Source organism: Pseudomonas kilonensis, from assembly GCF_001269885.1.
Classification (GTDB): Bacteria; Pseudomonadota; Gammaproteobacteria; order Pseudomonadales; family Pseudomonadaceae; genus Aquipseudomonas; species Aquipseudomonas kilonensis.
Genome location: NZ_LHVH01000023.1, coordinates 20,198 through 42,319 on the forward strand (window position 1 = coordinate 20,198; position 22,122 = coordinate 42,319).

Annotated in this window: 18 protein-coding genes; 10 read left to right on the forward strand and 8 right to left on the reverse strand. The window is 58.6% G+C overall.

What is annotated here, in order from left to right:
* The first annotated feature begins 54 nt into the window (after window positions 1-54).
* The gene (locus AD662_RS15720; protein WP_018601382.1) at window positions 55-750 is read left to right on the forward strand and encodes a pirin family protein; all 696 of its coding nucleotides are present in this window, start codon (window positions 55-57) and stop codon (window positions 748-750) included.
* A gap of 151 nt (window positions 751-901) precedes the next feature.
* Here the strand turns inward: AD662_RS15720 and pgm are convergent, their stop codons facing one another.
* The 4 genes from pgm to AD662_RS15740 all read right to left on the reverse strand — a co-directional run bounded on the left by pgm (window position 902) and on the right by AD662_RS15740 (window position 7,329).
* Entirely contained in the window at window positions 902-2,548 is a 1,647-nt protein-coding gene (pgm, locus tag AD662_RS15725) for a phosphoglucomutase (alpha-D-glucose-1,6-bisphosphate-dependent) (RefSeq protein ID WP_053180017.1), read from the reverse strand.
* A gap of 91 nt (window positions 2,549-2,639) precedes the next feature.
* Window positions 2,640-4,037 carry an aminotransferase class I/II-fold pyridoxal phosphate-dependent enzyme gene (locus AD662_RS15730; RefSeq protein ID WP_053188672.1) on the reverse strand — a complete coding sequence of 466 codons (1,398 nt, stop codon included), beginning with the start codon at window positions 4,035-4,037 and terminating at the stop codon, window positions 2,640-2,642.
* Window positions 4,038-4,133: 96 nt separating this feature from the next.
* The gene (locus AD662_RS15735; protein ID WP_033062386.1) at window positions 4,134-5,624 is read right to left on the reverse strand and encodes a hypothetical protein; all 1,491 of its coding nucleotides are present in this window, start codon (window positions 5,622-5,624) and stop codon (window positions 4,134-4,136) included.
* A gap of 679 nt (window positions 5,625-6,303) precedes the next feature.
* Window positions 6,304-7,329 (reverse strand): zinc-dependent alcohol dehydrogenase family protein, encoded by a 1,026-nt coding sequence (locus AD662_RS15740; RefSeq protein ID WP_003202189.1) that lies wholly within the window; start codon window positions 7,327-7,329, stop codon window positions 6,304-6,306.
* Between the two features lie 257 nt (window positions 7,330-7,586).
* Between AD662_RS15740 and AD662_RS15745 the strand changes: the two genes are divergently transcribed.
* The gene (locus AD662_RS15745; RefSeq protein ID WP_053188675.1) at window positions 7,587-8,501 is read left to right on the forward strand and encodes a LysR family transcriptional regulator; all 915 of its coding nucleotides are present in this window, start codon (window positions 7,587-7,589) and stop codon (window positions 8,499-8,501) included.
* Between the two features lie 183 nt (window positions 8,502-8,684).
* Here AD662_RS15745 and AD662_RS15750 read toward each other — a convergent pair whose 3' ends face one another.
* A complete protein-coding gene (locus AD662_RS15750; RefSeq protein ID WP_053188678.1) occupies window positions 8,685-9,803 on the reverse strand; it encodes an NADH:flavin oxidoreductase in 1,119 nt (372 codons plus the stop codon).
* Between the two features lie 101 nt (window positions 9,804-9,904).
* Here AD662_RS15750 and AD662_RS15755 point away from each other — a divergent pair, with 101 nt between their 5' ends.
* Window positions 9,905-10,279: a winged helix-turn-helix transcriptional regulator gene (locus tag AD662_RS15755; protein ID WP_018601421.1), complete on the forward strand. Its 375-nt coding sequence runs from the start codon at window positions 9,905-9,907 to the stop codon at window positions 10,277-10,279.
* Between the two features lie 173 nt (window positions 10,280-10,452).
* Here AD662_RS15755 and AD662_RS15760 read toward each other — a convergent pair whose 3' ends face one another.
* Entirely contained in the window at window positions 10,453-11,433 is a 981-nt protein-coding gene (locus tag AD662_RS15760; RefSeq protein ID WP_053188681.1) for an AraC family transcriptional regulator, read from the reverse strand.
* Between the two features lie 389 nt (window positions 11,434-11,822).
* Here AD662_RS15760 and AD662_RS15765 point away from each other — a divergent pair, with 389 nt between their 5' ends.
* The 7 genes from AD662_RS15765 (at window position 11,823) to AD662_RS15795 (ending at window position 20,154) form a co-directional block, all read left to right on the forward strand.
* Window positions 11,823-12,806 (forward strand): aldo/keto reductase, encoded by a 984-nt coding sequence (locus tag AD662_RS15765; RefSeq protein ID WP_172681154.1) that lies wholly within the window; start codon window positions 11,823-11,825, stop codon window positions 12,804-12,806.
* Window positions 12,807-12,954: 148 nt separating this feature from the next.
* The gene (locus AD662_RS15770; protein ID WP_169788913.1) at window positions 12,955-13,665 is read left to right on the forward strand and encodes a hypothetical protein; all 711 of its coding nucleotides are present in this window, start codon (window positions 12,955-12,957) and stop codon (window positions 13,663-13,665) included.
* Window positions 13,666-13,811: 146 nt separating this feature from the next.
* On the forward strand, window positions 13,812-14,828 hold the full coding sequence (locus tag AD662_RS15775) for an AraC family transcriptional regulator (RefSeq protein ID WP_053188689.1): 1,017 nt from the start codon (window positions 13,812-13,814) through the stop codon (window positions 14,826-14,828).
* 168 nt (window positions 14,829-14,996) lie between these two features.
* Window positions 14,997-16,343, forward strand: a complete 1,347-nt coding sequence (locus AD662_RS15780) for an MFS transporter (RefSeq protein ID WP_053180047.1) — start codon at window positions 14,997-14,999, stop codon at window positions 16,341-16,343.
* Window positions 16,344-16,374: 31 nt separating this feature from the next.
* Window positions 16,375-17,124, forward strand: a complete 750-nt coding sequence (locus tag AD662_RS15785) for a nitroreductase (RefSeq protein WP_174553537.1) — start codon at window positions 16,375-16,377, stop codon at window positions 17,122-17,124.
* Entirely contained in the window at window positions 17,121-18,773 is a 1,653-nt protein-coding gene (locus AD662_RS15790; protein WP_053188692.1) for an AMP-binding protein, read from the forward strand. The genes AD662_RS15785 and AD662_RS15790 overlap by 4 nt, the downstream gene beginning before the upstream one ends.
* A gap of 118 nt (window positions 18,774-18,891) precedes the next feature.
* Window positions 18,892-20,154: an OprD family porin gene (locus AD662_RS15795; protein WP_053188696.1), complete on the forward strand. Its 1,263-nt coding sequence runs from the start codon at window positions 18,892-18,894 to the stop codon at window positions 20,152-20,154.
* A 110-nt stretch (window positions 20,155-20,264) separates the two neighbouring features.
* Here the strand turns inward: AD662_RS15795 and AD662_RS15800 are convergent, their stop codons facing one another.
* Both AD662_RS15800 and AD662_RS15805 read right to left on the reverse strand, forming a co-directional pair.
* Entirely contained in the window at window positions 20,265-21,161 is an 897-nt protein-coding gene (locus AD662_RS15800; protein ID WP_053188699.1) for a universal stress protein, read from the reverse strand.
* A gap of 178 nt (window positions 21,162-21,339) precedes the next feature.
* Entirely contained in the window at window positions 21,340-22,062 is a 723-nt protein-coding gene (locus AD662_RS15805; RefSeq protein ID WP_053188703.1) for a haloacid dehalogenase type II, read from the reverse strand.
* Window positions 22,063-22,122 lie beyond the last annotated feature (60 nt).

Consider the following 22,122-nt stretch of genomic DNA (forward strand, 5'->3'; position numbering starts at 1 on the left):
GAAAATAGCCCCATCAACCATCGCTTTCGCTGCTCAGCGGAAAAGGACACGAACATGCTCGAACTCAGGCCTTTCGCCACGTTGGGCGCCGCCAACCACGGCTGGTTGGATGCCCACCATCATTTTTCGTTCGCCGAGTATTACGACCCACAGCGCATGAACTGGGGCAACTTGCGGGTCTGGAACGATGATGTCATCGCCCCTGGTAGTGGTTTTCCCCAACACCCGCACCGGGACATGGAAATCATCACCTATGTGCGCGAAGGCGCGATCAGCCACCAGGACAATCTGGGTAACAAAGGCCGTACGGAGGCCGGTGATGTACAAGTCATGAGCGCAGGCACCGGCATTGCCCATAGCGAATACAACCTGGAATCGACGGCCACCCGCATCTTCCAGATATGGATCATCCCCAACGAAGAAGGCCTGGCACCGTCATGGGGCGCCAAGCCGTTTCCCAAGGATTCGCGCGAAGGCTTCGTGACGTTGGCCAGTGGCAAGGCCGGCGATGACCAAAGCCTGCGCATTCGCGCCGACGCACGGCTGGTAGCGGCCAATCTCAAGGCGGGTGAAAGTGCGGAGTATCGGTTGGACGCCGCACGTCGAGCTTATCTTGTGCCGGCCACAGGATTGATAGAAATCAATGGCTTGCGCGCACAAGCTCGAGACGGTGTTGCGATTGAAGATGAACAGGTATTGCGGGTGACGGCGATCGAAGACAGTGAAATCGTGCTCGTCGACCTGGCTTGATTAATCTTGTGGCGAGGGGGGTGTGGGAGCAAAGCTTGCTCGCGAAATGGGCGCCTCGATTTCTGAAATACCGCATCGCCTGTATCGCGGGCAAGCCTTGCTCCCACATGAATCACCTGGCCACAGGTTGGAACAAGGCTTGCCGACGGTGTCACTTGCTGGTGATAGCCCCATCCACCAACGTTTGCGCCTCGGCCACCAATTGCTTGAGGTGCGCGTCGCCAATGAAGCTTTCGGCGTAGATCTTGTAGATATCCTCGGTCCCGGACGGGCGCGCCGCAAACCAGCCGTTTTCGGTCATGACCTTCAGGCCGCCAATGGCCTGGTCATTGCCCGGCGCATGGCTGAGGATGCTCTGGATCTTCTCCCCGGCCAGTTCGGTAGACGTCACCTGATCGGGCGACAGCTTGCTCAACAGCGCCTTCTGTTGTGGGCTGGCCTTGGCATCGACGCGTACCGAGAACGGTTCGCCCAACTCGTCAGTCAATGCACGGTAGGCCTGGCTCGGGTCGCGACCGGTGCGCGCCGTCATTTCAGCTGCCAACAGCGCCGGGATCAGACCGTCCTTGTCGGTACTCCAGACGCCGCCGTCCTTGCGCAGGAACGAAGCACCGGCACTTTCTTCACCCCCAAAGCCCAGGGAACCATCGAACAGGCCGTCGGCAAACCACTTGAAGCCCACCGGCACTTCATAGAGCCGGCGCCCCAGGCGCTTGGCCACACGATCAATCAGGCCGCTGCTGACCACCGTCTTGCCCACGGCGGCATCGGCGCGCCATTGCGGGCGATTCTGGAACAGGTAGTCGATGGACACCGCCAGGTAATTGTTCGGTGCCAGCAAGCCGCCAGACGGCGTCACGATGCCATGGCGGTCATGGTCCGGGTCGCAGGCAAAGGCCACGTCGAAGCGGTCCTTCAGGCCAATCAACCCTTGCATCGCATGGCTGGAGGACGGGTCCATGCGGATCTGCCCGTCCCAGTCGACGGTCATGAAGCGGAAGGTGGAATCCACGTGGGTGTTCACCACTTCCAGGTCCAGGCGGTAATGCTCGGCAATGGCCGGCCAGTAGCGCACGCCTGCGCCGCCCAACGGATCGACGCCCAAATGCAGCCCGGCGGCGCGGATGGCATCAAAATCGATGACATTGACCAGGTCCGCCACGTAGGTGTTGACGTAGTCGTGACGGTGGGTGGTGTCGGCCTTCAAGGCTTGCTCGTAGCTGACGCGCTTGACGCCGGCGAGCTGGTTGGCCAGCAGTTCATTGGCCTTGGCTTCGATCCATTTGGTGATGTGGGTATCGGCCGGGCCACCGTTGGTAGGGTTGTACTTGTAGCCGCCACTTTGCGGTGGATTGTGGGACGGCGTGATGACGATACCGTCCGCCAGGCCCGAGGTGCGGCCACGGTTGTAGCAGAGAATGGCGTGGGAAATCGCCGGTGTCGGGGTGTATTCATCGCCCTCGGCGATCATGACGGTGACGCCATTGGCCGCGAATACTTCCAGTGCGCTGGCACCCGCCGGGGTCGACAGCGCGTGGGTGTCGATACCGACGAACAGTGGCCCGTTGATGCCCTGGGCTTCGCGGTACAGGCAGATCGCCTGGCTGATGGCCAACACGTGCCACTCGTTGAAGCCCAGGTCGAAGGAGCTGCCACGGTGCCCGGAGGTGCCAAAGGCCACGCGCTGGGTCGCAACCGAGGCATCGGGTCGGCCGGTGTAGTAGGCCGTCACCAGTCGCGGGATATCGATCAACAACTCTGCCGGTGCCGGCTTGCCCGCAAATGGACTGACTGTCATGCAAAACCTCTGAGTGGAGTGGCTCGGTAAATGGAGTGCAGTTTACTGACAGTTCGACCATGGCGCGATGGGTTCGATCCATTGCCGCCGATTACGCTTGTTCGAGCCTCAAGGCGTCGGCCAGCGCGCAGAGCGCAGCGTCCATGTCCTGAGGCCCGTTCAGGGCATGGGTCAGGCGCACATGTTGTGCGTACAGGCCCTGGAGACTGAACAACTCCCCCGGCGCGATGACGATTCGCTGGGCAAGCAGCCGATGGAAAACCCGTCGCAAGTCGACCCGTCGCGTCGATTGCATCCAGATCGTTGCGCCACCTTGGGGTTCTGCCCATTGCAGGCTGTCTCCCAGCCGCTCGCGCAGCAATTGTGTGGTCGAAATCGCACTTTCGCGCAGCAGGCGACGCAACACCAGCAAGTGCTGGTCAATCCGACCGTTGCTGTACAGCCGGGCGATGGCTTTCTGGCGAATCGGCGACAAGCGAAACGCACGCAACAGGAAATGTCGCTGCAGGTGCAGGGTCAACTGGCGCGACAGCACGTAGCCATACGGCGCCTCTGGCCCGATGGTTTTCTCGAACGTCGAATAGACGATCAGCCGGTCCGGGTCGAGCAAGTCTCGAAAAGGCGTCATCCTTGCCTCGAACGCCAGGTCTGTATGGCTATCGTTCTCCAGCACCCAAGTTCCGTGCCGTTCCAGCAGATGCGCGATGGCCCGACGGTTCTCTTCAGGAACCAGCGTCCCCCTCGGCATGTTCAAGACCGACGACAGCACCACCAGGCTTACCGTTTCGTTCACCAGCAGCTGTTCCAGTTGCTCGACATTGAGCTCGCCGCCGGCCAACAGTGGCAGCTCGATGACGTTGACCTCCGCCGCCTGCAGCAGGCGCAACACCGCCCAGTCGCAGGGCGATTCGATCACCACGGTGGCCCCCCTGAGTGCCAGCACCGCGATAAGAATTTCCAGGACGCCCCGCAGGTCGGCGCCAATGTAGACGTCATCGGCATTCCAGCAACGGGCCGGCGAAGACGTGTAGCGGGCCGCCAGCGCGGTGCGAAGCTCCAACTCGCCCCAGGGTTGCGAGGGTGTCTGCGAGGAGCGTGGGTACTGGCGCAGCAATTCGCGCTCGAGCAGCAACAGCGGGCTGTCCAATGGCTGCATCGACGCTGGTTCGTCCGCACTGAGCACCTGCATGCCGGGTCGTCGGGCATTGACGTACAGGGTCTCGAGTAAATCGTCACCGCCGTCCAGGGTGGCCATGCTCGGCACGGGCAGCGCGTAGTAACCGGACTTGGCGATCGAATAGACCCGCCCCTCCTTTTCCAGCAGCGAATACGCGTACTGGATGGTCGATATCGACACGTTCAGACGCTCGGCCAATTGCCGCAGCGACGGCAGGCGAACCCGCGCATCAACCTCCAGCTCGTTGATCAGCGTGGTCAGGTAGCGATAAACGGCCTGATAGGCGAAGTCTGTCTCCCGGCAATTTTTCATCGGCTCAGGCCAGGACAGCGGGTCGCAGCCGATCCAGTCGCAACGCCGGGTACAAGGGCTGGGGACGAGGTAGATGAGTCCGTCAAACCTCGCTCCTCAATGCCTTGCCGAGCGTTCGTGCAGCCCGTCTACAGGCGAACCGGCTTCTGCAGCGTCAACACCATCAGTGGCCTGCTGCGGATCGGCGCCCGTGGCGATTTCCGGTTGTTCCGGCAGTGAGACACTCGCCCGGTACAGCTTGCCAAGGATGTCGATGGGCAGGCCGCTGACATCGACCATCCACTGCGCAACCTGATCGGCGACGGTCGCGCCCTGCATGGCCTTGTGCAGGTCCGGCATCGCCACCAGCATGCCAGGGTGGCAGCAACGCAGGAAATCCTCCAGGCCCGCGCCCTGCCCCACGAAGGGCGCGAACAGCATGCACACCAGTTGCGTTTCACTGAGCCCCAGGATCTTTTGCGCTTCAAGGGCGGCGTAGGCACGACGCTCGGGAATCGACGACGGTGAGCCGAACAGCGCCCGAGCCTGTTCGCAGGCGTGTTCCGGCAGTTGCTTGCGGTGCATGATCATGATCGCCCGCTGCGCGTAGTCCCCGTAGCCGGTTTCATAGCTGCGTCCGTGCAGGTAGCAGGCCTGCAGGCCGTGCAGATGAGCCGACAGCAGCGGGCTGATGTACTCGTTTTCGGGCGCCGATGGGACAAGGCCCTCGGTCTGCACCCGCAGGAACTCGTTGAAGAGCGGCCAGTTGGTTCCCTCCGAACGATCGACGATCAGGTCGTCGATGCCGACGTGGCCCACTCGCCGGCAGGCCTCGAAGTGCCCCTCGGGCTTCCAGGCATCGAGGCGCTCCGGCCCATAGAAATGCCGGTAGACATCACCGCCCAGGGTATCGAGGTGGGCAAAGAGGTTGTCGAAACCGCAGGCCTGCTCGGTCAGCAGGCCGATCTTGCGAGTCGCGCGGCGCAGGCCCGATATGAATTGTTTTTGCTGACGCGGTGTATCGCTGCTGACCAACGAATCCACGCCCGCCTCCCAGCGAGCCATGTGCCGATAGAACTCGGCCATCGCCAGGTAGCCGTCATCCCCAATCTCCAAGGGGCTGTCGACCGCACGAAGGTGTCCCAGGACCAGGAGGTCCATGCGATTGGCTTCGTGCCCCGCCACCGACAAGGGCTGCCGGTGATTGAACGGCAACACCTCGCGGTTATCGGCCATCAGCAATTCGACCCGGGGATCATCGTAGACAAACAGCGCGCTGTAGCAGCGGTGGATGTTTTCCAGCGTCGCCTGGGTGGTTTCGCTCAGGCGTGGCGTGGCGACGCGCAAGGTGAAGGTCACCGGATGCCGCCCCGCGATGCTCAGCTGTGCGGCCCGCAAGGCAGTCAGCACATAAAAACTTTCCCTGCTCCCGTTCTGGACCGTCAACACGCGGTAATCGCCAATCCGCTCGATGCCTCCGGCGGCGACAATTAAACGCTGGATCAAAAGCTGCAACGCGGTACGTTCTGCCCGGGAATAAAAACCTGACAGTCGTTGCAGTATCTGTTGATACACGTGAGTCATTGCCTGCTCATGAATTGCACTCATAGCCATTTACCTGGAAATTCAACTATCGGCGTCGCACCCGCACCAACGTGACTGCGCGACGTGTTGGTCTAGATGATTGTTCTAGCACTCAAAGAGTATTAGCAATACGCTCGAGCATTGCTTGTCGTAATTATTTGATACATATGCCGAGAGTAGGCTCGCGCCCCTTCACATCCCCGCCGAAAGCCGCGAAAACAGGGGGGCTAACCGACCGAGCGGCACGTCCTAGGAGAATTCCGACAACGTCCCACAGACAATGAGTACGAGAAACAAAGAACTTGCCGAACTTTAATAGGCTCTCTACCTCGCCCTGTTTTCCCCAAGGTCGATAGATAGCCTCGCACCAATTAACGCTCGTTGCCCCTTGAATGCATCTTGAAGGATGAAGACCTTCGAAAAAGTTATACCGCACCACGACTTCTTCCTTGATATGGAAATCAGTGTTCAATTATCAAGACTTAAACAATGATTAGAAGATACAGATTGAGGGCAAAAACCAGTTCAGATGTTGGCCGACAAACCGCTTCAGTCTTGAGCGAACCGGGACAGGCCAGTCAAGGCGCGAGAGGGTGAGGTACGAACGCAGCACCGCCAGGCAGGAGGTGCCGTAAGAAAGGATGGGTGTCAGGACGAAGGCAGCGCAAGAGCCCGGGGCGATGACTCTTGCGCAAGACAGGGTTCAGGCCGGGTCGACGACCTGAAGGGCAACACGTTCACGGCAAGGGCATTCGCCCATGTAACGGTGAGCTTCGACAAACTCGGAGAACGGGAAGACCCGAGTCTTGAGTGGCAACAGCACACGGTCGGCGGTCAGTTGATTGATATCACGCAGTGCTCGTTGCAAGGCCACCTGGTCCTGGAGAATGCCCAGTTCTGGCTTGCCAGTGAAATTGCCGATGCAGTGCACAAAGAACTGAATGTTCTTCTGGAACGCCGCACAGGCTGGAAACGGCGTCTGATTGCCGCCCTGCAAGCCATACAGCACCAGGCTGCCACGCGGTGCCAGCACGTCGCCCAGCAGCGACATCTGCGGCCCGCCGAGGCCATCGAATACCACATCGACGCCACGGTTGTCGGTGAGCTTGTTGATTTGCATCAGCAAGTCCTGCTCTTCGGTGACGATGACCTTCTCAGCGCCCAGCGACAACAGGTACTCACGCTCGTCAGCCGTCTTGGTGGCCGCGATCACCCTTACACCCAGGGCCTTGCCCAGTTGTACGAAGGAAGGACCGGCGCAATGACTGGCATCGGTGACCAAGGCGAATTGCCCCGGTTTGACCCGTGCCAGGTCCATGTAGGCGAAATACGCGATCAGCAGCGGCGTGTAATGCACGGCGGCTTCGATCGGGCTGAGCACGTCGGGATAACGGGTCAGTGCGGTGCGTGGCAGCACGATGACTTCACCGTACACCGGATAATCGTTCGGGCTCTCGGCCGGGAAGCTGGCGACCTTGTCGCCCACGGCCAAGTCATCGACGCCGTCGCCGACGGCCGTTACCACGCCGGCCATTTCATGGCCCAGGCCCGAAGGCAGGCGCGCCTGGGACGAGGCCAGGTTCTGGCGCCACAAGGTGTCGTACCAACTGATGCCGATCGCTTCGACACGGACCTGCACTTCTCCTGGCGCAGGAAGAGCCGCCGCATGCTCTTCACATTTGAGCACCTCGGCACCGCCAAACTTGTGAAAACGGATCGTGCGGGACATCGCAAACCTCGTCAAAGTAACCTCTAATGCCATGAACTCTATCCGGGCTTTGTACCCAAGACCATCAGTGGCTATTAATAGTCGACATGCCTGTCATTGATTCCGCAGTAAGAAAAACCAACCAATCCTGTGGGACTTAACCTAAGAAAACTCAATTAGCCGGTGCAGAGTACCAGCCTTTCCCCGTAAGATTCATGCCGGCCATTGTTCCCATATGGCCGCTCACGTCAAGCTTGCCGAATCTGCCAGGACCCCAGATGAATCGTAATGACCTGCGGCGTGTCGATCTGAACCTGTTGATCGTGTTCGAAACACTGATGCATGAACGCAGTGTGACTCGCGCGGCCGAGAAACTGTTCCTAGGCCAACCGGCCATCAGCGCCGCGCTGTCGCGCCTGCGCAGCCTGTTCGATGACCCGTTGTTCGTACGTACCGGCCGCAGCATGGAGCCTTCGGCCCGGGCGGTCGAGATCTTCGCCCTGCTCTCCCCGGCCCTGGATTCGATTTCCACGGCGGTCAGCCGTGCGGCGGAATTCGACCCGGCCACCAGCACCTCGGTGTTTCGCATTGGCCTGTCGGACGACGCCGAATTCGCCTTGCTACCGATGCTGCTCAAGCGCCTGCGGGCCGAAGCACCCGGCATTGTGCTGGTGGTGCGCCGGGTCAACTACATTCTGATGCCCGGTTTGCTGGCGTCCGGTGAAATCTCCATCGGTGTCAGCTACACCGACGACCTGCCGGCCAACGCCAAGCGCAAGGTCTTGCGGCGCAGCATGCCCAAAGTATTACGGGCTGACACCGCCCCAGGACGACTGACCCTGGACGAATTCTGCGCTCGCCCCCATGCCCTGGTGTCTTTCGCGGGTGACTTGAGCGGTTTCATCGATGAAGAGCTGGCGAAACTCGAGCGCAAGCGCCACGTAGTGCTGGCCGTGCCGCAGTTCAACGGCCTGAGCACCCTGCTGTCGGGCACCGACATCATCGCCACCGTGCCCGACTACACCGCCGACGCGCTGACCGCCGCCGGCGGCGTACGCGCCGAAGACCCACCCATACCGGTGCGCAGCTTCGAGCTGCACATGGCCTGGCGCGGCTCCCAGGACAACGACCCTGGGGAGCGCTGGTTGCGGTCGCGGATTCAGATGTTTTTCGGGGATCCAGACAGCCTGTAACAGAATTCAACCGAGTCCGAAAAAACTTTTCATAACATGTTGAGTGCCCTTAACAGGCTCAGTCATTGAAACAGTCATGGCGCACTCAACAACAGATTACGATCTCGGCTTCGCAACATCCGAGGCCAGGCCTCTGATCCCTTCAGACTAAAACCTTTGTGGCATCACACTCCCCACTCAGACTCAAACCAATTCAGCTAAAGATGCCGGATTGAAGCCCTTCAGATCCGCGTAATCGCCCTTTTCCACTTTGGCGACCCAGTCCTTGTCGCTCAGCAGAACACGTCCTACAGCAATCAGATCAAACTCTTCGCGTTCCATACGCTCGACGAGCCGTTCCAGGCTCGCAGGGGTTGAGCCCTTGCCGGCGAATGCGTGAGTAACATCGTTATCCAGCCCGACCGAACCGACGCTAATGGTTGTGGCCCCAGTGACTTTCTTCGCCCAGCCCGCGCAGTTCAGTCCGTTCTCACCATCAATTTCGGGAAACTCAGGGTCCCAGAAGCGTCGCTGCGAGCAATGCAGAACATCAACACCCGCTTCGACCAACGGCAGCAGCCAGTCCTCCATCAGTGCAGGGGTCTCGGCGAGGCGCACCCCAAAGTCCTGCTGCTTCCATTGGCTGACGCGCATGATGATAGGAAATTCGGGGCCGACTGCATGACGAACGGCAGACACGATCTCAGCGGCAAAACGCGAGCGCTCTTTGATCGTCGGTCCGCCATAACGATCGGTGCGCTGATTGGTACCGGCCCAGAAGAACTGATCGATCAGATAACCATGCGCCCCGTGGATCTCAACGGTGTCGAAGCCCAGGCGTTTCGCATCCGCCGCCGCCTTGGCGAACGCAGCAACTGCGTCTGCAATATCCTCTTCGCTCATCACCACACCGCGCGGTTCATTTGGCGAATCGAGGCCGGATGGGCTCTCAACCGGCGCATCAGGCTCCCAGCCGCTGACGTCACGAACTGCGCCGGTGTGCCAGAGTTGCGGCCCCATACGGCCCCCGGCATCGTGAACAGCATCGATCACATTCTTCCATCCGGCCAGCGCGGCTTCACCGTGAAAAAAAGGGATACCGGGACCGTTACGTGAAGCGGGACGGTCGATGACGGTCCCTTCCGACAAAATCAATCCGGCCCGACCTTCAGCGCGCCGCCGGTAGTACGCAGCACTCCCTTCTCCGGGAATGCCCTGCGGCGAAAATTGCCTCGTCATGGGCGCCATGACAATCCGGTTTTTCAGCTCAAGCGAGCCGATGGAAAAAGGACGGAATAAAATGCTGGTATCAGGGTTCGACATTGGATGGACTCCATTGCTTTGGGGAGCCACATAAGTATATTTTGTAGACCTAATGTCAATTAGGCACCTAGAGTAGCCTAGGTATACATGAGGAAACTTCGATGCTGGAATTAAAGCCACAGTGTTTTTCGGCAGACTGCCCGAGCCGGGCATTATTCGACCAGATCGCAGACAAGTGGTCGATGATGGTTCTGGCTGTGCTTGATGACGGGCCGCATCGTTTTAATGCCATCAGGCGCCGCCTGGAGGGCGTCACTCAGAAGGCACTGACACAGTCCCTACGGCGGTTAGAACGAAATGGCCTCGTCTCGCGCAAGGTCATTTCGTTCTCGCCCGTGGCAGTGCAGTATGAGATCACCCCACTTGGTCAAACATTGCAGCAGCCATTTCGCGAATTGCATAAATGGACGCTTGATAAATTGCCTGATGTTGAAGCTGCCCGGTTGAAGTTTGATGAGGCCGCAGAAATAAGCTGACGGAGTGATTCCTTTTATTGAACATATTTCAGATTATCTGGGACAACTTGCGTGTAAGTTCTTCACCTGCTGCCCCGCACTCTTCGCCCCTTTGCCGCAAGGGCGAGGTAACGGACGAGGGGCCTGATTGTTTCTCCACGTCGTCTTACATACTCGAATCACGCGTGACGCGGTTAGTCGAGCCGCGCACCATTTTCCCGTGCGTGCTTGATGTCTCTGGAGGGCGGGGCTCCGAAACGTCGGGCATATTCGCGACTGAACTGGGCGACGCTTTCATAGCCGACGCGCAATGCGGCGGTGTTCACGTCTAGCCTATCGGTCAACATCAGGCTGCGCGCGGCTTGCAGGCGCAACGATTTTTGATACTGAATGGGGCTGGTGCCTGTCAGCTTGCGAAACCGGTGATGCAGGGTAGAGCTGGCCATTCCTGATCGTTCGGCGAGCTCGGCCACGTGCAGCGGCTTGTCGTAGTGATATTTCAACCACTCAATGGCTCTCACGATGCCCTTGTCTCGGTAACCATCGCGAGTGACGCTGCGCAACAAATGCCCCGCTTCACTGAGCAGCAGCCTACCGTATATCTCCCGCTTGATAAGGCCCGACATCAAGCCTGCTTCAAGCGGCCGTTCGATCAGCGTGGCGAGTCGAGCGAACGCATCGAGCATCTCACTCGTCGCCACACCGGATACGAAGCCCCGCGCCTCAATAGCCATTTCCTGCTTGGGCGATTCCAGGGTCAGGATCACCTCGTTGAGCATGGCAAAATCGAGCTTCAACACAACTGATAAATAAGGGGTTTGCTCGCTAGCCGCGTTAACGCGAGCCAGTGTGGGTATATCGACCGAAGTGACAAAAAACGCCCCTTGCCCGAACTCACAGGCTTCCTCGCCGAACGTGATCTCCTTTGCGCCCTGCAGAATGATGGCCACGCAAGGCTCATAAATGCAGTACTTGGGTGTACCCAGTTCGGCCACTCGATAAAAGGCCAAGCCTGGAATCGACGTCGTGCAAGCCTCGGCCAAGCCAATCTGCAAAGTGACTTTTTCGATAAGCCGTCTGAGTGCCTGGAGGCGTTCGTTGGGCTGAGCGGGTTCGTGCACGCTCAGGGAATGCACATGGCTGGAACGGAATTGCGAGAAGGAACCGCTCGTCATTACATGCCCCCCTATTTACGGAATGTTCGAGTCTGCTGAGAGTGTGTGACCAGCACAAGTGCATCGGCAGGATTGTGCAAAAGATATGGCGCATTAGGGTCACCCGGCCAACCCTCGTTGTTCTAACTTCTAGTACGAATACCGGCTTCGATGAGCCCGTGAAACCTCAGTCGCGAAAGGAAAGTTGGATGGACAGACGAGATTTTCTTACCTATTCGGCGACGGGTGCTGTTGCAGCCGCTTTGCTGCCAGCATTGAGTGCCGCAAGTTCGGCGGCTACAGCCCCAGCGCCCTCTTCGCTGACAGAGCGCGGAAGCGTGATGCCTACGCAAGGGCGGCTCGTGCGCGCAGACCTGCCCCTCAATCCGTCCTCCCATACAATGAGATACATGACACCTCAACGATTTGGTATGGGTGGGACGCAGATCGGCAATATTTTTGCGCCGATCAGCGACGAACAGGCGGATCTGGTTCTGCAGGCTGCTTGGGATGCGGGTGTAAGGCTTTACGACACGTCGCCGTTCTACGGGTTTGGCTTGAGCGAATATCGTCTGGGCCGCTTCCTTCATGACAAAGATCCAGACGACTATGTGATCTCCACCAAGGTCGGTCGCGTATTGACGGCTGCGGGTGGCCTGCGCGCGGACCATGCCATCTGGAAGTCGCCAGCCCCCTTCAACTACCGATATGACTACACCGCAGCAGGCACGCGACGTTCCGTGGAAGACAGTCTGCAGCGTCTGGGGCTACCACGTATCGATATCGTTTTTATCCACGACATCTCGCCCGATAACACTGAGCTGGAAGGCGGATGGGAAGCGGCGTATCGAATTGCGCGCACAGGGGCGATGGTTGAGCTTGAAAAGATGCGTGATGAAGGGCTCATCAAGGCATGGGGCTTCGGCGTCAATACGCCGAACGCCGTGGTTCAGGCACTGGCCAGTAATGACCCGACGCCCGACATCGTGTTGCTCGCCTGCCAGTATTCCCTCCTAGACCACGGCGATGCGTTGCGCAGCACCTTTGCGGCATTGAAACGAAAAGGCACCAGCGTCGTCGTTGGAACCCCCTTGAATGACGGATTTCTGGGCGGTCGCAACCGATATAACTTCAGCCAGGATCTACCTGCCGGTGCGGTAGAAAAGCGCGCGCGAATCATGGCGGTTGCCAGCCGACATGGCATCGACATTCATACTGCCGCCTTGCAGTTTGCAGCGGCACATCCACAAGTGTCCGCGATCATTCCGGGGGCGCGTTCGCCGGGGCAGGTAGTTTCCAATGTACAGGCGATGAAGGTCGGTATTCCGGCAGCCTTTTGGGAGGAGCTGAAGAGCCAGAGTTTGATTGATGCTCAAGCACCGGTTCCTTCCTGAGCTTTATTGGGGTTTTACCGGAGCAAGCTTTAACTTCCTTTCACGACCACCACTTATATCCATAACATTGAGAATTCAAGGACTTTATTCTCCAGTAAATAAACTGTGCACGCGTTCAAATAGGAACGCGAGCCTAAGGTCGTAATAAATGAAAACACGAACGTCTCTCATGATTTTCGGCGGCCTACTTGCGCTCTCCAGCAGTGGTCACATACTCGCGGACACACTTGCGCTTAGCGTTCCGTTGCCTGATCCACTCCCACAGTTGAAGGTTCTGACACTCCTTGTAGGTTTACACCTGCTCGGTATGTGTTTCGGTCTCGGCGGGGCGACGATGCTGGACCTCTGGATTTTGCGTTGGATGCGTAGGGGTAGCCTCCCCGTTGAAATCGGACGCACCTTTCACTTCATCAGCGACGCGGTCACTCTTGGGCTATGCCTCCTGTGGCTTTCAGGCCTTGGTTTCCTTGCTCTTTATGCGATGGAGTCGCCGGAAAAGTTTGAAAATCCTAAACTCTGGGCGAAGGTCATGGTGGTGGCCGTCCTGACCATCAATGGAATAATCATTCACGCGTTTGTATTGCCAGAAGCACTGCGCGACTTGAGTCGCCCCCTGCTCTTTGGAGTTTCCCGTAGAAGAGCCACCTTGTTTCTCGCATCAGGTGCAGTTTCGGGTGTGTCTTGGTACACAGCTTTTGCCTTCGGCATTTTTCGTGAGTTAAACAACAGTGTCACTTTCACCCTGTTGGTCATCATGTGGCTTACGCTGATAATAACCGCCTCTCTCGCAGCCATTCTGCTCTGGTTAAACTCTGCAGCGAAAGTAAGAAAACGTCCTTCGTTCAGTCCTCCGACTTAAAGATAAAGGCATTGTTTGTAACTGCCCGGGAAATTGAGGCGAATCCAGTCAGTACTGACCGGCTGCACTGAGTTGATTGCGGTCACGCTGGCGGTGGCTGTGCGTTAGCCCTACATTAAGGCCCACCACACCCGCGCGGAATATCCATGACGCCCCTCCAGGACAAAGGCACCACATCAATTGCCTTGGTGCATGAGGCATTGCATAGCGCCAGGCAAAGGCAGCTGGACCTGACAGCTGCGTTAGCCAATGCCGACATCGACTCTCAACTGCTCGACGCCCCAAAAGCCAGGGTCTCAGCGACCTCCTTTGCCCGCCTCTGGGTGGAGATCGCCGACCTGCTGGACGATGAATTTTTTGGCATCGACAGCCATCCCATGCGTCGCGGCAGCTTCAAGCTGATGTGCCATGCGCTCCTGGACTGCCGCACCTTGGGTCAGGCGTTGCAGCGCATGCTGTCATTCCTGCGGCTTGTACTGGATGACATTCATGGCGAGTTGCAGGTCCAGGACGATCTTGCATTTATCGTGGTACAGGACCGAGGTGTCCTGCGCCGCCTGTTCGCCTACGGCACCTGGTTTATCCTTGTACACGGGCTGTCATGTTGGCTGGTGAATCAGCGTATCCCCCTGCGCAAGCTCAGCTTTCGGGCGGCCAGGCCAGAGGATCAGAGCGACTACCGCATGCGCTTCTGTGAGGACATCGAGTACGACGCACCCGCGACCATGGTCAGTTTCGACAAGAAATTCCTCGACATGAAAATCGCGCAGTCACCGGCCACGGTGGGTGCCTTCCTCAAGGAATCCCCTGGCAGCCTTCTGGTGAAATACCGCAACGACGACAGCCTTAGCGCGCAGATAAGACGCTACTTGCGTGGATCAAGCCCCGAAAAATGGCCCGAACGAGGTGACCTGGCGTTGGTACTTCACATGTCCAACTCGACGTTGCAACGCCGCTTGCAAGCAGAGGGCACGCATTATCAAAGCCTCAGGGACGACCTTCGCCGCGACATGGCGATTGACCTGCTGTCACGTGGCGATATGACGGTGACGCAAGTGGCGGCCGCCACCGGTTTCCAGGAAACCAGTGCGTTTCATCGAGCCTTCAAGAAATGGACGGGCGTCAGCCCCGGCGCCTATCGACGCGGCCACCTGGAAGAATAAGCCTCTCCCCTGCTACGCCCGCCCCAACTCCGTTCAGTGCACTGCATTGCACATGCCCAAACAGCTCACGCAAATTGGTGCCACCCGACATGGGCGGCACCTGATCGCCTTCCTAGAATGTCGCGAAGTGCACTTCACCAACAACAATAAGATTGAAGGAGACACGTCATGCAATCAGTGAACGTCTATACGCTCGCGGGCGAATCCACATTCAACCGGTTTCACCGCCTGATCCTGTTCTGGTGCGTGCTTATATTGATCATTGATGGTTACGACCTCGCCGTGGTTGGCGCGGCCCTGCCCGCCATCATGCAAGACATGGGCATCGATGCAACAAGTGCCGGCGTGATGGCCGGTTCGGCCCTGCTGGGGACGATGCTGGGGGCCATTTTCCTGGGAACCCTGGCAGACCGCATCGGCCGGCCCAAAATGATCGCCATCTGCGTTGCGCTGTTCAGCCTGTTTACCGCCGCCGCCGGGCTTACCAGTGATCCCATCAGTTTCAGCATTTCGCGCTTTATCGCCGGCCTCGGCATCGGCGGCGTCTTGCCTATAGTCACTGCACAAATGGGTGAGTTCTCACCGGCCAAGCTGCGTACGCGGTTGGTCACCCTGGTATTCGCGGGCTACTCCGTGGGCGGCATTCTCGTTGCACTGACGGGTAAACATCTGATCGAAAGCCATGGCTGGCAGTCGGTGTTCTTTGTTGCCGGGCTGCCGGTGGTGCTGATCCCGCTGATCTTGAAAACCATGCCGGAGTCTATGGCGTATTTGCTCAAACAAGGCCGTCAGGCTGAACTACGCGCCATCGTTCAGAGAATCTGCCCCAATCTTCAACTGGACGATGACGTGGTATTTGCGGGCAATCCAACCGAAACCAAGGCCGCACTCGACAGCCCGATCAAGGGTCTCTTCAGCGAAGGCCGGGGGTTCAGCACGGTGATGATTTGGGCGGCTTTCATGACCGGGCTTTTCATGGTCTATGCGCTTAACTCCTGGCTGACCAAATTGATGGCGATGTCGGGTCATAGCCTCGGATCGGCGCTGAACTTTGTCATCGTGTTCAACGTGGGTGCGATTGTGGGTGCGATCGGTGGAGGATGGTTGAGCGACAAGCTCAACATCAAGCATGTGCTGATTGCGTTCTACATCGTCGGTGCCTTGGCGCTCACAGCGATGGCCTTCACCCGCTCAACCGAGCTGTTGTTTGTCGTGGTGTTCATCGTCGGCGCCTCGACGTTGGGTACTCAGTTGATCGCGTACGCCTATGCCGGGGACTTCTACCCCACGCCCATCCGCGCCACCGGTGTGGGCTTCGCATCAGGCGTTGGCCGGATCGGCGCGATCATCGCGCCGGTGTTGATCGGCTGGCTGGTTTCATTGGCTTTGCCTCTTGAACAAAACTTCATGGTGATCGCGTTGGCGGGCCTGATCGGCGCGCTGGCGGTCACGTTTGTCAATCAGTCTCGGGCAGATTCCCATCAGGTCAGCAAATTACCGGCCCTGTCCCGCTGACTGTTCACCCTGAACGGAACCCGCTAAAAGGATGCGTATCTTGAATCGCTTGTCACCACCGCCGCTGTCTGCGCAAGAAACCCAACGCACTGTCGACTGGGCAATCATGTCACGGCGCAGCGTCAGGGCCTTTTTGCCGACAGCCGTGCCCCATGAGGAAGTCGAAGCGATTCTGGATGTCGCGCGCTTCAGTGCCTCGGGTGTGAACATGCAACCCTGGCAGGTGCACGTTGTAACCGGTGAAGCGAAAGAGCGTTTGTCGATGGCCATCAGCGCCATCGACAACGACCCACGGCTCAGCAGCGACATGCAGGATCCCTACACCTACTACCCGAACGAATGGGTCACGCCTTACATCGATCGCCGACGCAGGGTGGGTTGGGACCTCTACGGGTTGCTTGGGATCGCTAAAGGTGAAAAACAACGCATGCACCAACAGCACGGGCGCAATTACCGGTTCTTCGACGCGCCGGTCGGCTTGCTGTTTACCGTGGACAGAGTGTTGGAGCAAGGCAGCCTGCTGGACTACGGCATGTTTTTGCAGAACGTCATGTTGGCGGCACGCGGGCGGGGTTTGCACACCTGCCCGCAGGCCGCATTTCTCAAATACCACAACGTCATTTCAGACATGTTGAGCATTCCCGCCGACCAGATGCTGGTGTGTGGCATGAGCCTTGGCTATGCCGACCCCAAGGCCATTGAAAACACGCTGGTGACAGCCCGGGAACCGGTCAGCGCTTTCGCCATTTTTCATCATAATAATAAGGAGACCTGCCCATGATCAGTGCAGCGTACGCAAGTGGACTTGATCAAACCCCAGCCAACCATGTTCCGTTGACGCCCTTGGGTTTTCTGGACCGCGCCGCGTTGGTTCATCCTGAGCGCGTGGCGATTATTCACGGGGCACTGCAACGTACCTGGGCTCAAACACGTGAGCGCTGTTATCGCCTGGCCTCAGCACTGGTGGGTCGGGGCGTGCAGCCGGGGGAAACGGTTTCGATTCTCTCCCCGAACACTCCGGCAATGATCGAAGCCCACTTCGGCATTCCTCTATCCGGCGCCATCCTCAATACCATCAACCATCGCCTGGATGCCGAAGGCATTGCATTCATCCTGCGGCACAGTGAATGCAGCCTACTGCTGGTGGATTGCGAGTTCATGGCGGTGGCCTATGCCGCGCTGGAGAAGCTCGAACGTCCTCCGGCAATCGTGATCATCCGAGATCACCTGGCCCCGGCACTTGGCGAGATTGATGTCATCGACTACGAAGCCCTGCTTGCCGAAGGCGACCCGAATTTCCAGGGAGTATGGCCCAGCACGGAATGGCAGCCGATAGCCCTCAACTACACCTCCGGCACCACCGGCGACCCCAAAGGCGTCGTGGTCAGCCATCGGGGCACCTACCTGATGAGTTTGCTGCAGATGACCAATTGGCCGCTTGCCCAGGCACCACGGTATTTATGGACATTGCCCATGTTCCATGCCAACGGTTGGTGCTTCACATGGGCGATTACTGCGGCGGCGGGCACCCATATCTGCCTGCGTAAAGTGACAGCGGATGCGGTCCTCGGCGCCATTGTCGACCACAAAGCCGATCACTTCTGTGCGGCACCGACGGTGATGGCCATGCTTGCGCACAGCCAGACTTCCTTCGAACTGCCACACCCGGTGCGTGTATTGACGGCCGGCTCCCCGCCTCCGGCCTCAGTCCTGGACGCTGTGGTTTCCATGGGTTTCCAGGTGGATCATGTGTACGGCATCACCGAAGTCGCGGGTACTCCGGTCAGTTGCGTCTGGCAGGACAGCTGGGATGAACTCAGCCCCCCCGAAAAAGCCAGGATGCGCGTAAGGCAAGGCGCGCGGGCGGCAGCCTTCGAAGGTTTGCTGGTTGCCGATGCGCAGACCCTCGAACCCGTTCCTCATGATGGCCAGACCACGGGTGAACTGCTGTTGCGCGGCAATACCGTCATGATGGGGTATCTGAAAAACCAGTCGGCGACGCAAAAAGCATTTGAAGGCGGCTGGTTCCATGCCGGCGACGTAGCAGTGGTTCATCCCAATGGGTACGTGCAGATTACCGACCGCACCAAAGACGTGATCATCTCCGGCGGTGAAAATATTTCATCCGTAGAGATCGAAGACATTCTTCATGGCCACGCATCGGTATTGCATGCCGCCGTGGTGGCGCAGCCAGACAACAAATGGGGTGAAGTTCCCTGCGCCTTCATCGAGCTCAGAAGCCAGGCCCAGTCACCCACCGAAGCTGAACTGATCGCGTATTGCCAGGCGCGCCTGGCCCGCTACAAGTGCCCGAGCCGCGTGATATTCATGGAGCTGCCGAAAACCGCCACCGGAAAAATCCAGAAGTTCATCCTGCGGCAACAAGCCGGGAGCCAAGAGGCGATCGTACGTCTGGCTTCAACTGGCTGACGCCCCCCCTTTTCACTCAACCTAAAAACTGTCTGCATGCGGAGCGCGTACGCGTCGCCCCTCCGAGGCGTCGTGCGCGCCGCAAACACCAAAAACAACAACAAAAGGTGCATTCGAGATGGCAATAAAACCTACGACGTCGTTGACGATCCTGCTGTTTTCCTCTGCGGTGCCAAACGCCTTTGCAGACTTTGTCGGTGACACCCAGGCAAGCCTGGAGTTGCGTAACTTCTACTACAACCGGGACTTTCGTAACGAAGGGGCCAGCCAATCCAAACGCGACGAGTGGGCTCAGGGTTTTATCTTGAATCTACAGTCCGGATTCACCGAGAGCCCGCTGGGTTTTGGCGTCGACGCACTTGGCTTGCTCGGTGTGAAACTCGACTCCAGCCCTGACCGTACCGGTTCAGGCCTGCTGGCGTACGACTCGCGGCGCAATGTAGAAGATGAATACGGAAAATTCATACCCACCGCAAAAGCGCGTCTGAGCCGCAGCGAGCTGCGCATCGGCGGCCTCAATCCGGTACTCCCGCTGCTGTCGAGCAATAACAGCCGGCTGCTGCCGCAAGTGTTCAGAGGTGGAATGCTGGTATCCAAAGAGCTGGAGCCGCTGACCTTCAGTGCGATCCGTATCAATGCGGTAAAACAACGCAACTCAACCGATTTCGAAAGCCTTACGGCGTTTGGGTACAAGCCGGTAACAGCCGATCATTTCACCTATCTGGCGGTTGATTACAAACCGATGCCCCAACTCTCACTCAGCTACCACGTGGCCGAACTGGAAGACCTTTACCGCTCGAATTTCTTTGGCCTCAAGTATGAACACGCGCTGGGCAGCGGTACCGTGCTGTCTGACGTTCGCTACTTTTCGGCCGGCGATACCGGCGATCAAGGGGTTGGCGAGGTGAATAACCGCACCCTCAGCACGATGTTGTCCTTTCGCCAGAGCGGCCACACCCTGGGCGTTGGCGTTCAGAAGGCCTGGGGCGATACGCCGTTCGCCATGGTCAACGGCACGGATACCTATCTGTTCGGCGAATCGCTGGTCAGCACCTTTACCGCGCCTCAGGAACGGGTGTGGATTGCACGTTACGATTTTGATTTTACCGCCGCAGGATTGCCTGGACTCACCCTTGGCTTGAAGTATGCAAAAGGACAAAAGGTCGACCCGACGTTGCTGGGCTCCGCTCAGGCCGCCCGCTTACGACTCGAAGGAGAGGACGGTAAGGAATGGGAGCGTGTGACCGATATCACTTACACCATCCAGAGTGGGCCGCTCAAAAATGTGTCAGCGCAGTGGCGAAACTCGACCAATCGGTCGACGTACGCCGATAGCGCCAACGAAAACCGCCTGATTTTTCGATACACATTTAAATTTTGACGGATCACGTCAATCGGTGATCGGCTGCTTCAGCAGCCGGTCATGATGTATTTCTTTCCAAACAGGACACTCTCATGCCTGTCGCTTCGTCATGGGCGATTCTGGTCGCGTTAGATGGCCAGGACGCTGCAAGGCACCTGATACAGGGTATGTTCGGTCGTGCTACCCAAAAGCTTTTCCAGGCCATGGGACTGGACCCTGCCCATCACAATCACATCCATATGCTGCTCATCGGCGAACGCATTCAACACCGTGACAGGGTGCCCTTCAATGAAATGACGTCGGTCAGCGGCCACGCCATGTCGGTCGGCGAGGTCGAAAAAGGATGTTGCATGTTCTTTGCGCAACTGCGCGCCCAGGTCCGAGAGTGTTAGCCCCCCGCCGCCCATATCGCCCATGTACACCATCGAAATGTCGCAGGCGTACAGCAGGTGCAGCTCGGCATCACATTGGATGGCGAGTCCGCGTGCCTGCTGGATGATCCGCTCATTGAGCTCGTTGTCCTGCGCCAGGGTATTGGAAGCGTCGACCGCTGCCACGACCTTGCGCGGCAAGGGAAGATCACCTTCACCCATCAGGTACACCGGAACCGAGCAGTGGCGCAGCAAACGCCAGTCCAGTGGAGTGAAAAAAGCCCGTTTGAACGTGGACTCGTGCTGCACCTGCTTGATCAGCAGGTCGGGTTGCATTTCGGCGACGTGATCGAGGATGTCTTGCTGCATGTCATCGGCCCAGGCCACCTCCGTCGTCACCTCGATGCCTCTTTCACGCAGGTGATTTGCCTGGTCTTTGAGCCAATCTCGATGGTCTTGCAGGTAGCCTTCGCGCGCCTGTTCCCGGTCGCCTTCTTCAAGCAGCGACAACAGTTTCCAGGAAGGGATCAAGGCCGCGATGTGCAAGCGCGCACCGCTGGCCTTGGCCTTGGCCAGGGCCGCGGCGTGTTCCAGGGTTTGGGACTGGCGCAGGGCCGGGTTGATGATCAGCAATAACCGTTGATACTGGCTCATGATCGGACTCCATGGAACTTGCACGTTTGTCACGGCCTGCCACGGCGGGCCACTGTCGTGTTTGCCGCTGCAACGGGCACCTTCGTTGTAGGTTCACCATCCTCCGTCAGGGCAACCGTGACGTTGATATATATCAAGTACCATCGTCAGCCAGGCTTTCAACGGCTCATGCGCTTGATCAGGTAGACATCACCTGAAGCTTGCGATCAAGGTCGATGAAACCATCGGCCTGCCAGTCCCAATCCTGGGCTTGGGCTGCATCGGGGGCAGGTGCTCCACCGTACTCCATGGGTCGGTCGATATAGGCCGTCATCAGGCCGCACTCCCTGGCGGCCGCAAGATCGCTGTGGTGGCAGGCCACCAGGCAGAGTTCAGCGGGTTTGATGTCCAGTGCCCTGGCCGTGGACAGGTACGCCGCAGGATCCGGTTTGTAGGTTTGCGCGAACTCCGCCCCCAGCAGCGCGTCCCACTGCAAACCGTTGTAGCGGTTCATGGCGATCATCAAGGCCACATTGGCATTGGACAAGGTCACCACCGCAAAGCGTCGGCGCAGCAAGGCCAGGCCCTCGGCCACTTCAGGCCAAGGGTCCAGGCGGCGCCAGGCATGGGCGAGCGAGTGCAATACCTCGGGGGCAACCCGCTCGACTTCCAGGCCGTAAGTCGTCAACAACTGGACCAGCGTCTCGTAGTGCAATGTGTCCAGCACGACGAAGCCTCCATGCCCCTTGATGCACTCGCGCAGCGCTGGCGCATACAACCGGCGCCATTGCATTGCAAATTCGGCGGGGCTGACAGCGGGCAGGTAGGTCGACACGAAGGTACTCGCCTCACGTGCGATGCCTGAATGCCAGTCAACCACGGTACCGAACACATCGAATGCCAACGCTTGTGGAAGCGTCATCGCAAGACTCCTCTGCTATTTAGGTCCAGCCTGGCACCCCGGCCGCCGAGGCACTGGAAC

What these genes read in the sequence shown, in the direction of transcription:
- AD662_RS15720 (WP_018601382.1), top strand. Translation starts at nt 55, where the DNA reads ATGCTCGAACTCAGGCCTTTCGCCACGTTGGGCGCCGCCAACCACGGC.
- pgm (WP_053180017.1), bottom strand. Translation starts at nt 2,548, where the DNA reads ATGACAGTCAGTCCATTTGCGGGCAAGCCGGCACCGGCAGAGTTGTTG.
- AD662_RS15730 (WP_053188672.1), bottom strand. Translation starts at nt 4,037, where the DNA reads ATGAAAAATTGCCGGGAGACAGACTTCGCCTATCAGGCCGTTTATCGC.
- AD662_RS15735 (WP_033062386.1), bottom strand. Translation starts at nt 5,624, where the DNA reads ATGAGTGCAATTCATGAGCAGGCAATGACTCACGTGTATCAACAGATA.
- AD662_RS15740 (WP_003202189.1), bottom strand. Translation starts at nt 7,329, where the DNA reads ATGTCCCGCACGATCCGTTTTCACAAGTTTGGCGGTGCCGAGGTGCTC.
- AD662_RS15745 (WP_053188675.1), top strand. Translation starts at nt 7,587, where the DNA reads ATGAATCGTAATGACCTGCGGCGTGTCGATCTGAACCTGTTGATCGTG.
- AD662_RS15750 (WP_053188678.1), bottom strand. Translation starts at nt 9,803, where the DNA reads ATGTCGAACCCTGATACCAGCATTTTATTCCGTCCTTTTTCCATCGGC.
- AD662_RS15755 (WP_018601421.1), top strand. Translation starts at nt 9,905, where the DNA reads ATGCTGGAATTAAAGCCACAGTGTTTTTCGGCAGACTGCCCGAGCCGG.
- AD662_RS15760 (WP_053188681.1), bottom strand. Translation starts at nt 11,433, where the DNA reads ATGACGAGCGGTTCCTTCTCGCAATTCCGTTCCAGCCATGTGCATTCC.
- AD662_RS15765 (WP_172681154.1), top strand. Translation starts at nt 11,823, where the DNA reads ATGACACCTCAACGATTTGGTATGGGTGGGACGCAGATCGGCAATATT.
- AD662_RS15770 (WP_169788913.1), top strand. Translation starts at nt 12,955, where the DNA reads ATGAAAACACGAACGTCTCTCATGATTTTCGGCGGCCTACTTGCGCTC.
- AD662_RS15775 (WP_053188689.1), top strand. Translation starts at nt 13,812, where the DNA reads ATGACGCCCCTCCAGGACAAAGGCACCACATCAATTGCCTTGGTGCAT.
- AD662_RS15780 (WP_053180047.1), top strand. Translation starts at nt 14,997, where the DNA reads ATGCAATCAGTGAACGTCTATACGCTCGCGGGCGAATCCACATTCAAC.
- AD662_RS15785 (WP_174553537.1), top strand. Translation starts at nt 16,375, where the DNA reads ATGCGTATCTTGAATCGCTTGTCACCACCGCCGCTGTCTGCGCAAGAA.
- AD662_RS15790 (WP_053188692.1), top strand. Translation starts at nt 17,121, where the DNA reads ATGATCAGTGCAGCGTACGCAAGTGGACTTGATCAAACCCCAGCCAAC.
- AD662_RS15795 (WP_053188696.1), top strand. Translation starts at nt 18,892, where the DNA reads ATGGCAATAAAACCTACGACGTCGTTGACGATCCTGCTGTTTTCCTCT.
- AD662_RS15800 (WP_053188699.1), bottom strand. Translation starts at nt 21,161, where the DNA reads ATGAGCCAGTATCAACGGTTATTGCTGATCATCAACCCGGCCCTGCGC.
- AD662_RS15805 (WP_053188703.1), bottom strand. Translation starts at nt 22,062, where the DNA reads ATGACGCTTCCACAAGCGTTGGCATTCGATGTGTTCGGTACCGTGGTT.